Source organism: Maribacter sp. PR1 (assembly GCF_028464145.1).
Classification (GTDB): Bacteria; Bacteroidota; Bacteroidia; order Flavobacteriales; family Flavobacteriaceae; genus Maribacter.
In genome coordinates, this window is the sequence record NZ_JAQPCG010000002.1 from 632,591 (window position 1) to 643,573 (window position 10,983).

Consider the following 10,983-nt stretch of genomic DNA (forward strand, 5'->3'; position numbering starts at 1 on the left):
TGACTTTTACTTTTTTTTCTTTAAAAACAAAGTTTCCTTAATGCTTTTTAACCTTTTAAAAGACTTGCTGGTTATTTCCTTTTTCTTGTTGTCCTTTTCCTTTTTTTCCGAATCGTACAACATCCCGGTACAAAGGCACATTTTTCTTTCCGTTCTGGTCAAAATATCAAAGTTTTTACAGGTTTGACATCCCTTCCAGAATTCAGGATCATCCGTAAGTTCGGAAAACGTAACAGGTTGGTAGCCAAGTTCGTAATTAATTTTCATAACCGCTAACCCTGTAGTGATACCAAAAATTTTCGCATTTGGAAACTTCTCCCTGCTCAGCTCAAAAATTCTGGCCTTAATGGTCTTAGCAAGTCCCTGCCCTCTGTAATCTGGGTGTACGATTAACCCAGAATTAGCCACGAATTTTTCATGACCCCACACCTCGATGTAACAGAAGCCTGCAAATTTTTCGCCATCCAAGGCGATGATTGCATTACCGTTCGATAGTTTTTTTTGAATGTACTCCGGTGTTCGTTTGGCAATACCAGTACCTCGAACCTTAGCGGATTCACCAATGGTATCGCAAATAATCTGTGCGTATTTAAAATGTGATTCGTTAGCAACAACTAGCTTCATTGCTATTAGAGTTTAAAAGAAATATAAAATATGATTTTGTTCGTGCGGAAATGGACTCACCTAATTCCATGAAAATAATAATACCCTTACGGGCGACGACGGCGAGATACGGGACGTGTTGGAGACTGAAGACTCCTTAAAGCTAAAATGTAATTATCCTCGTTCATTATGAGGTAAATGTACAAATAATATAGAACCTACCTAATTGAAGTAAAATTTTTTACAAAAACTTTACTTTTTGTTAGTATGTGCAATTACATCGTAAACCAAGATGCCTAAAACGATGGTGTACTCTAAAGCCAGTAACCATAGGTTCTCTTTGTCGTTCACTTGAGAATAAGCAAAATAACTGAGTACAATTACCCCGGACCAAATAATAGGGTATTTATACGAATTAAAGGATGCTAATAGCACTAAGGTAATAATGTACCATGGGTGAACCGTGGTGGAAATCATGTAATAGATTGTCAATAACCACATCATAGAACCCATAAGGCTCAATAGGTTTTTATTATCTCTAAAAAATGCAAAAAGGAGCGCACAAAGAATAGTGGCATATGGAGTGATTTTTCCATAGGATTTAATAAACTCCCAAGGCTTTTCATCGAAATAAATCGCGATATGTTTTATAATATTATAGAAGCCTGCATTAAACTCAAAATTTGAAAACCAAAGTCCAACGGTCTGCGAATAATTAGAGATAAATTCTGGGGAGTAGAAAGGGATAAACAAAACTAAAGTAGTGATGATTGCGATTCCGTAGAAAAGGATACTTTTCTTAATACCTAGATATTTCAAGAACAACGGCAGAAAAAGGAGGGGAACGAGTTTGACCGAAATGGAACAGCCCAAGGCTATTCCTGCCAGTTGCCATTTATTTTGGGATAGTAAATAGAGGGACCAAACTAAAAAGAAGAGCATGACGCCTTCAAAATGAAGGTTGCCCGTAAGTTCTGCTATGACTAACGGATTTAAGAAATACCAGAAAATTAAATGAGGGGAGCGGTTGAGGTTCTTCAATAATTTACGGCCGAAATAAAATATTCCTAAATCTGCAAGAATTATCGTCAATCGCATAACCATTATGGAGCCCATGATGGATTTTCCACCAAAAAGTGCTGCAAGTGCAAAAAACAATTGATTTAAGGGAGGATAGCTACTGTAGTGCCTAGCACTTAGGCCTCCCATGCCTTGGTAAAGTTCCTGGGCATTGGCAATGAACAAATTCTTTTGTTCTATTAAGCTATTTGGAATTTCCAAGTAAGGATTAATGAAATGTGATACCAATTCTCCGTCCCATATAAAACGATAGAAATCTTGTGATAGATGAGGTTCTAAAGCTATAAACACCAATCTGGCCAAGATACCCGTTACCAATAAAAATCGATAGTTCCATTTCTCAAATTGAATAAGCTTCCAGCAAAAAAAGAAAAGTGCTGCAAATAGGGTAATCAATTTAATGAAGTCTGTTCGCTCAACTTGGTAGGCTAAGGAATAATAAAATATCAAGGAAAACAGCGCAAAAAGTAGAGGCAGTTTATGTAGTTGAAGATACGTGGTAAATCTTCTGGACACTTTGTTAGGTTTGGTTTAAGAACATGCTAATTTACTTGATTTTTTTAGGGATGCTTCTTTTTGTTACCGATTATTCTAAAACCACAGGGATTCCCCATGAAATATAATAAATGAAAAACGGACGGCTTATAGGGCCATCCGCAGGATTCACAATTTCTTATTTTTTCTTTACACGAAGCTGATTCCATACCTTCCGCAAATTTCACCAACTTTAACAAGGTCTGGAGGACCCGGTGGCAATTGGGACAACTCATGGAACATTACCTCAATCCCTGCGGGAAAGGCAGAGGTAATCATTTTAGCTTTTTCCGTGCCTACAACTTTCCAGGCATGAGGTACATTTTTTGGGGCGAAGGCAAGGTCCCCAGCTTTTAATATATTGGTTTTACCATCTACCATAATCTCAACCTCTCCCTTTATTACACGAAAAATTTCATCCTCTTTGGTATGGACATGAGGTGGAATTCCTGCTCCCGGTTCTACATTGTCGACCCATTCCATAATCTGATTACCGGTTTCACTTCCTAAAATTTTGTGGGTCTGAATATCCCCGATAACATTTATGGTTTCACCCTCGTCATCCTTAATAATTTTTGGGTCATTTTTATTTTCAACTGATAGGTCTTTTTGGGATTTGCCACTTAATATTTGTGGAGCAATAAGGGTTACACCCAATCCCAATCCCGTTGCCTTAATAAATTTTTTTCTGTCCATATTCTTAAGTTTTTAAGCAAGTTAATGGCATCCAGGTATTTGCTTCCTATGAAAAACTCCGTAAAGCCTTAGATTTTGGGATTTTTATTATGCCCGGTGCATGGAAGGCGTAAAACCCGTGTGTTGTTTGTAGAAGTAGCTAAAGTAATCCGCTGATGAGAATCCAAGACCAAACCCAATTTTCTTGATACTCTTATCTGAAAACTTAAGTTGATGGCGTGCCCTCATGATCCGCTGTTCTGTTATTAGACTCTTAGCGGTTACTCCTAAAACCTCTTTAACGCATTCGTTCAAGTATTTGCTACTTATATTTAGAATATTGGCATATTCCTCAACCTCGTGTAATTCGCAAACATGCTTATCCATCAATTTTTTATATTGATAAACGATAGATTTCTTGCTGTTGTTTTCCGAAATGACCGATTTGATATTGCATTGACCATCACAATACACAAAAAAAGTATTTAATAATGAAATTATCGCATCTTCTTTATGGTTAAGGTGCGAATCCACCAATTCATCTATCATCTCCAAAATACTAAAAACCCTTTTTTCTATTCCAGGTGCTAAATTGATTTTTGGTATCTCTTCACCCGAAAACAAACGTACCTCATTGATATGAAGTTTACTTAACATGGGGTTGTTCAAAATCTCCGAAGCTAGATACAAAATATATCCGTTAGAGATTTCACTCTCTTTCTTACTTATTTCCCAATCGGTTTTAGGATGTAGAAAAAAAATGGAATTGGCAGCATTCATGTAGGTTTCACCATCGATCTTTATCCAATCGATATTGTTTTTTAGAAGACAGACCGCAAAACAACCTGCATATTTTTTGGTTGTTTTTTTGGTGTTAATCGGCTCTATGGCTACTAAAGAAGGCTTCATATATAGCAATATACTTCATTTTCAATAAAATGACGCATAGCAATACCCTTGGAAGAGTTTATAGCCTATTTTAACTGGCATACTTTTAAGGTCCAAACATAATTACTGGGCGGGTTCTTTCTTAGGGACTTGGGAATATTGACCACAAAGCCATTGTCCTTAGCCCTCCATTTTAGAGGTTCTTTGTAACCTAGTAAGGTTACCGATGTACCTTTGGTAGGTTGGTGGGAGTTTATGGTAATTGTCGCGGGCATTTCGGTTTCACCTTCTTCAGCCAAATAGAGAAAATACGTATTTCCATTATCTTGTTGGGTAATGCAAATGTTATTCTCTTTATAGGGAGCTAGGGTATGACTATTGTATATGGCCTCGTTGTTGACGTCCATCCACTTTCCATATTCCTGTAGCAGCTGATAGGCACCTGGGTCCCATTCCCCTTCCGGAGAAGGGGCTATGTTCAATAAAAGATTTCCCCCTTTGGCTACGATATCTACCAACATCTGTACCCCCTCTTTTCCGGTCATGTATTTTGAATCAGGCGTATAAGACCATCCGTCCCCAGAAATGATGCAGGACTCCCATGGGTAGGGAAGTTCCTTTTCCGGAACCCTATTTTCTGGAGTAAGATAGTTCTGGTTTTTACCATATACGGCACGGTCTACTACAATGAGTCCTGGCTGTTTCTCGCGTGCTTTTGTCACCAGTTCATCCATGCGGATATCCTGTGAGACCATTCTATGTTTTATAAAACCATTATTGGCCGTGTTTTCCGCAAATTTCTCGGCATAGTTTTCCTCAAGGTTTTGCTGATCTCGTTTTTTCACCCAACCTCCATCGAGCCAAATGATATCGACATCGCCATAATCTGTTAGTAATTCCAACAATTGATTATGGGTAAACTGCACATATTTTTCCCATTTTTCCGGATAAAGGGCAGGGTCGTAATTTACATTTCTATCCTGTGGGGGGAAGTATGGGTCCCAGTAGTTTTCATGGTGCCAGTCCGGTTTGGAGAAATAGGCACCCACCCACATATCCTTGGCCCTAAACGAATCGAATATTTCCTTGGTAATATTGGCTTTGGGATTATCACTAAAGGCGCATTCCGGATCCGTAACCTTATAATCGGTGTATTTAGAATCGAACATGGAAAACCCATCATGGTGCTTGGTGGTAAATACTACATATCGCATCCCGGCATCCTTAGCCGCTTTGGCCCATTTGTCGGGGTCAAATTTTGTAGGGTTAAAGGTTCTTTTAAGGTCTTCGTATTCTTTTTTATACAAGAAGTAATTTTCTGGGTTACTTCCCTTGGTGCGTTCGCACCAGCCATAATCCTCGGGGCAAATGGACCAAGACTCCACGATTCCCCATTGACTATAAGCGCCCCAGTGCATTAACAAGCCGAATTTAATATCTTGCCATTGGTCCAATTTTTCCAGAACCAAGGGGTCCGTTTCGGGGACATAACGTTCATCCTCCAAAATGGCTTGGGAGAAGGAATGTATGGAACATAAAAGAAATGAGAAGAGGACTAATTTTTTTAGGGTTGAATTCATGGGTAATTGCGTTAAGACCAAAAATTGGATTATCGGTTAAATAAGCTGAAATATAGCAAATCTGAATTTGAGTTTTTAATGGTATGAAGGTCTAATTGTCGGGTGAGGATTCTTTTACGCTACGATAAAAACAAAATCAAGATAAGTAGTACGCCGATAAATATTAAAAATAGGTTTTTGTGTGGCTCTACTTTTAATTACAGGATTTTTTCGTAAAAATCTTATCATTTGGTCGTTAATGGGTTCCTGAAGTCAAAGGCAATTGCTTCTATTCTGATCACTATACCTATTTTCTCTCCCTTAAAAGTGTAATTTATTATTACCAATTTAAAGTAGAGGTCATGGCTAGTAAGAAGGGACCAATTTTAGGCAGGAACGGCGACTTTACCAATGAATGTTAAACGATAAGGGACTATTTTTCAGTTGTCCCTCCAATGAATTGTTTATTCTTCAAATTTCTCCTAAAATGGAAAAATGCCTTGTAACACTAATCCAAAGGTTGGATGAAATTCATCAATTCCCGGTCATGGTTGTGCACAATACGGCATTCCGTATCAAAATACATTGTAGCTCCATTTTCTTCCGTATAAGGCTCCCATTCGGGAAGTACGCCTTCCACATTGGGATCTGCCTTTTTTACAAAATTGATCCATGCAGAACTCATTTTGTCAGCGAGCTCCCAGGCATCTTCTCCATTGCCCGTCCAGTCTGCCCTAAGATTAACGGTATTGAACGCCAAGGGAATATCCAAACCATGAAATGAACCTTTGGAAGCTTCTTCAACGGGGCTTTTCCAGGCCAGTAAGTAGGCGTAGACGGGAGCGTCCGACTCTTCAGCTCTTGCATCCGCGGTACGAATGGTATAGGGTCTAAACATTTTATCAATAGATAATAGGTCCTGAGGAGTATAATTTGGATATGCTTTTTCGTATAGCGCTACATATTCATCGGTTTTAGCTCCGTATTCCTTCGCTAGACTGTCTTTGGCCTGTTTTAAAGTCAAGGTCTTATTTCCATAAGCTACAGGCATAAGCTCATTCAATGTTGAACCGATCATTACGGGAATATCTTTTGAAATATCGGCAAACCCTGGACTAAAAGGCTGCTGAAGCAATATCTCGCCGTCAGCAGAGGGCGCAAAACCATACATTCCTGACGAACCCGGAGTTCTGGGGCCAGAAATTTCGGCTACTGCTTCATTACCTGCTTTTACAAGATCTAGATAGGCAATGGTATCCAGTTTTTTAATTTCCTCTGGGGTAACATTCAATTTCTCTAGTACGGTCGCGGCCAGTTTCTGTGACTTCTCTTTGGTCATAGCGTTTATCAACGTACCACTTTGTATAATGGCCTTGTTGAACAACCCTTGCGCTGCAGGCATGCACATTAAGGTACCTACTTTTCCACCGCCCCCGGATTCACCTACAATAGTCACATTTGTAGGGTCACCCCCAAAATTTGCGATATTATTTTTGGTCCATTCCAAAGCTTTCACGATGTCAAGCATCCCTACGTTCGCAGATTCTGCATATTGGTCTCCATACTCTGAAAGATCAAGAAATCCTAGAATGTTTAATCTATGATTGACCGAAACCATGACAATATCTCCTTTTTTGGCCAACGCCTCCCCATAGGTCATAGGGTCGTTACTGGCGCCCACAAAGAAACCACCTCCATGTAACCAAACCAAAACAGGACGTTTTTTACCGTCGTCTATTCCCCGGGTCCAGACATTCAAGCTAAAAAGGTCCGTCTCGCTCTGCATCTCATCAGGATACCAGGGCACCACTTGTTTGGCCACCGGCCCAAAATCGGTACATTCGCGAACATCATCCCAGGACTCGGGGTCCTTGGGAGGCATAAATCGTTCGGCCTTGGCATAGGGAATTCCTTTGTAGGCATAGACGCTGTCATTTAAGCTTCCGGTTATTTTACCATGAGTGGTTTCAATTTCTAGGTCTACCTCCGTATTTAGTTCCGGATCGGTTTTACAAGCTGTAAAACTTATACCTGCAACAAAAAGTAGTACGATAAAAGCCCTTATTTTTGGTCTCATATGGGTTCAGTGTTTAAATTTTATTAGTGTTAAATTTACACTAAAAATTAATACGACTTCAAATATTGTTCTATTGCCTGTTTTTTTAATCCCATATATTGGGTCTATCCATGTTCATTGCTCTTAAATATGACAGAAATTGTCCTGCGTGAACAGCTTCGTGATATCCAATCCGTAATAAATATTGTGCTAGGATTTTTTATTTCAATTTCCTGGGTGAACAATTTCGGTTTCGTTTAATCCCTTATCCGAAAATTGACTTATACGTTTTTAAAATCTGCAAGGCCTTCCTCAACGCCGTGCAAAAAGACACCTGCAAACATTTACTCAGACGGCATGGCTAAGTGTCGGTCAAAGTATTCGATTATCTTGCCAAACAGGTAGCGATTGTAATTCCGCTCACGGCTCCACCCATGCGTCGCACCCGGTGCAAACGCAAAGTCGAAATCCTTGCCCTGTTTAATCAGTTCCTCAGCTAACATGGCCGTCGTCTTGAATGGTACCACATGGTCCTGGATGCCGTGAATGAACAGTAGTTTATCCCCCAAATTGCCTGCATAGTTGAGCGCTTTTCTTTCAAAGACCTCGGGGTGTGTCTGTGGGCTACGAACAATCGCAACGTCGTCCGTGCCAAAGAACATCGGGTCAACAGCCGCCGCCGCCGCAACACCCACTTGGAATAAGCCAGGCTTCATCAACAGTGAATAAACGGAGAGTGTGCCACCGTAACTGCTGCCCCAAATGCCGATGCGATCGGGATCGACATAGTCCAGGGACTCCATGTAGGCAACGGCACTCGCATAATCCTCAATATCCTGGTCGGCAAAGCCCAGTAGGAACTCTTCACGGAATGCCCGGCCATAACCGTTGCTACCACGTGAGTCCACCTGCACGATAATATATCCCTTCTTGGCCAGCAAATGCTGCACGAGGCTGTAGTTACCGGCCCAGCGGTTCCTAGCTGTATTCGAATACACGGGCCCAAACAGCACAGGATACTTCCTACCGGGCTTCATGTTGGTAGGTTTGAGAATCCGGGCATGCAGCGTGTAGTCATCTACAAGACTGGGGAAACTAACGTATTCCGCAGCCGCCCAGGTTCGCTCCGTGAAGGCGGGCAACGGCGACTGGGTTACTCGTGTAGCGTCACCACCCTCGCTGCTTATCGCGTAAAGCTCGGGCGGTGATGTGTCGTTGCTGTGCATGAACACCAAGTGCTGGCCATCCGGTGAGGGGTAGCCAACGTTCTGGCCAGAAAGACGCGTCACCTGCTCGGGATTGCCACCGGACAGATTCAGGCGATACACGTGCTGTTCGTACGGATTAACGCCGTTGCCTGCATAAAACAGTGCATCACCAGCAATACTTGGGGCGGACAGCACATCGTAGGACGGATCTGTCAGGAGTTGCGGCCGATTCTTAGACGGTGAGGCATCGATTGTGTAAAGGCCGTAGCGATCACCCATATCGCTTAAGAAAATGACCTGCTGTCCATCCGGATGCCAGGTAGATCCAAACGATGTGTACATGCGGCTTTCCCGAACACCTCGCCAAATTTCGCGCAGTAGGCTTTCTCCGGGTGCAACGACAAATAACTTACGTTCAACCGCCGTGTCGGATGCGGTATCAACCAGTAGAGCACCGTTCGGTGACCAGTTGAAGTCGATGACCTGGTTGGCGTGCGGGTCTGGCAAATCGAGGTATATAATGTTACCACTTTCTACATTGAGCAGGCCAACCCTGCGAATCTCGTTTGGATCGCCCGGGTAACTTCGGCGTACCTCGTTGGGATTGGTTTGGGCAGCGAGGTAATCCGGGAAAGGCACCTTTCGCATCTCGCGTCGGTCAACAACGTGAATTACGATTGTCTTGCCATCCGGGGACCACTTGTACGTTGGCCCACTCCAGATACCTGGACCGATTTCACGTTCCGGTCGGCTGTAGCGTCCCTTCCCTAAGCTCGAGAGACTGGCGATGCCGATCTCGGTGAGCCGGCGATTCTGTTTGGAAGGGAAGTCAGCAAGCCACAGGTCACCGTTTCGTATATACGCCGCTTGGTTGCCGCTTGGCGATATCGAGAGGTCATGTGCACCTGCCTCGACGGGCATCAACTGGAGGTCGTCTCCTTGGCTGAGCGATGTCTGCCAAAGGTCATTACCTCGAAGGCTGACGATGGTGTTCGCGTCCGTCCAGACAATATCGCGTACGGATGCAGATGCCGTATTGGAACTGGGGCGCACTTCCTTCCCATCGCTCGTGGATACCCAGAGGCCACGTACAGGATTTCCTGGTTCGCTCCAGGAAAAGGCGAAGTGCCCGCTGTTCGGTGCCCACACAGGCCGGGAAGGGGTGGTTCCTGTCAGTTTTGGCGTTGCGAACAGGTCATCAAGAGTGAGCTCACCTTCCTGTGCTGTGACTGTTGCGGTCATCGATATCAGTAAGCCTGCCACTACCCATGTTTGCATTAAAGAGATCTGTTTCATGTGTTTGCTTTAGTAACTGTCTAGTAAAATAATCTTATACTGCATAAATAACGCTTTCGCCATTGGAGAGTGTACTTTCTGAATGTCTTCCAAGTCAGATTTTTTTTGGTTTTCTCGTCACCTCTTCCCTCGCGCATAACGTTGTTGTATAAGAATAGTTGCGGGTTTGCGTGCGAGGATTTTCAGCAGGAAAATCAGATGTAGCGAATACGCAACTACCTTTGTTTTAGACTAAACCGCAATTATTTTTATACGGTGTGCCTGTTGCACAAGTTAGGAAAAAATCGGTTTTGATCATTGCCGATCCGGGGATCGATCGTAACTTGAGGTATGCAAGGAAAAAAGGACTACCAAGAAAAGCTGTTCGCGAGCTTCCAGCTCAGTGAACGCATACCGGAGGAAAATTTTTACAGGAGGCTGAAAGGTGCGCTGGACCTGGATTTTCTATATCCGCTGACCAAGGGTTATTACGGGGAGAGCGGGCAAAAGAGTATTGATCCCGTGGTGTTCTTCAAGCTTTGCCTAGTTGGATATCTCGAGAATATCATCAGCGACCGAAAACTCATCGACCATTGTTCGATGCGTTTGGACATCCTCTATTTTATCGGTTATGATATCGACGAGGAACTGCCATGGCACAGTACGATAAGCCGTACTCGGCAACTGTTCCCCGAGTCCGTTTTTGAGGAAGTGTTCACAAGGGTATTGGCCCTGTGCGTGGAAAAGGGAATGGTGAGCGGCCATACCCAGGCCATCGATTCGGCCCCCGTGAAGGCCAACGCCAGTATGGACAGTCTGGAGCTCAAGGTACCCAAAGAAGATCTGGAGGCCCATTTGCACAACGTTCGACATATCAGTGCCATGGATAAAAAAAAACTTCAATAAGAAGGTCCAGGAACAACAGGGCCCCCGAAGAACAACAAAGTATAACGGCCTCCAAGAAAGAGTTGGGCGCGATCGCCTCGCGCACCAAGAAATGGGCCAAGGACCAGGACCAACGTCCCGGTGCGGGCAACAAGGGGAGCAAGTACACCAGCAACAAGACGCACTACAGCCCTACGGACCCCGACGCACGCATCAGCGT

General features: G+C 43.1%; 7 protein-coding genes and 1 pseudogene. 1 reads left to right on the forward strand and 7 read right to left on the reverse strand.

Going from position 1 to position 10,983, the window contains the following annotated elements; genetic code table 11:
• Positions 1-6: 6 nt before the first annotated feature.
• From PP182_RS06385 to PP182_RS06415, 7 genes are all read right to left on the reverse strand, one after another.
• A complete protein-coding gene (locus PP182_RS06385) occupies positions 7-624 on the reverse strand; it encodes a GNAT family N-acetyltransferase (RefSeq protein ID WP_272650504.1) in 618 nt (205 codons plus the stop codon).
• A gap of 231 nt (positions 625-855) precedes the next feature.
• A complete protein-coding gene (locus tag PP182_RS06390) occupies positions 856-2,199 on the reverse strand; it encodes a glycosyltransferase 87 family protein (protein WP_272650505.1) in 1,344 nt (447 codons plus the stop codon).
• Positions 2,200-2,367: 168 nt separating this feature from the next.
• Complete coding sequence (locus PP182_RS06395; protein WP_272650506.1) at positions 2,368-2,913, reverse strand: cupin domain-containing protein; 546 nt, start codon at positions 2,911-2,913, stop codon at positions 2,368-2,370.
• 87 nt (positions 2,914-3,000) lie between these two features.
• Positions 3,001-3,801 carry a helix-turn-helix domain-containing protein gene (locus tag PP182_RS06400; protein WP_272650507.1) on the reverse strand — a complete coding sequence of 267 codons (801 nt, stop codon included), beginning with the start codon at positions 3,799-3,801 and terminating at the stop codon, positions 3,001-3,003.
• A gap of 65 nt (positions 3,802-3,866) precedes the next feature.
• Positions 3,867-5,360, reverse strand: coding sequence for an alpha-L-fucosidase (locus PP182_RS06405; protein ID WP_272650508.1), 1,494 nt, complete (start codon positions 5,358-5,360; stop codon positions 3,867-3,869).
• Positions 5,361-5,847: 487 nt separating this feature from the next.
• Positions 5,848-7,416 (reverse strand): carboxylesterase/lipase family protein, encoded by a 1,569-nt coding sequence (locus PP182_RS06410; protein WP_272650509.1) that lies wholly within the window; start codon positions 7,414-7,416, stop codon positions 5,848-5,850.
• A 323-nt stretch (positions 7,417-7,739) separates the two neighbouring features.
• Positions 7,740-9,899, reverse strand: a complete 2,160-nt coding sequence (locus PP182_RS06415; protein ID WP_272650510.1) for a S9 family peptidase — start codon at positions 9,897-9,899, stop codon at positions 7,740-7,742.
• A gap of 330 nt (positions 9,900-10,229) precedes the next feature.
• On the opposite strand from PP182_RS06415, the pseudogene PP182_RS06420 reads away from it, so the two are divergent.
• Positions 10,230-10,983 (forward strand): annotated as a pseudogene (locus PP182_RS06420) (transposase); the annotation flags it as partial.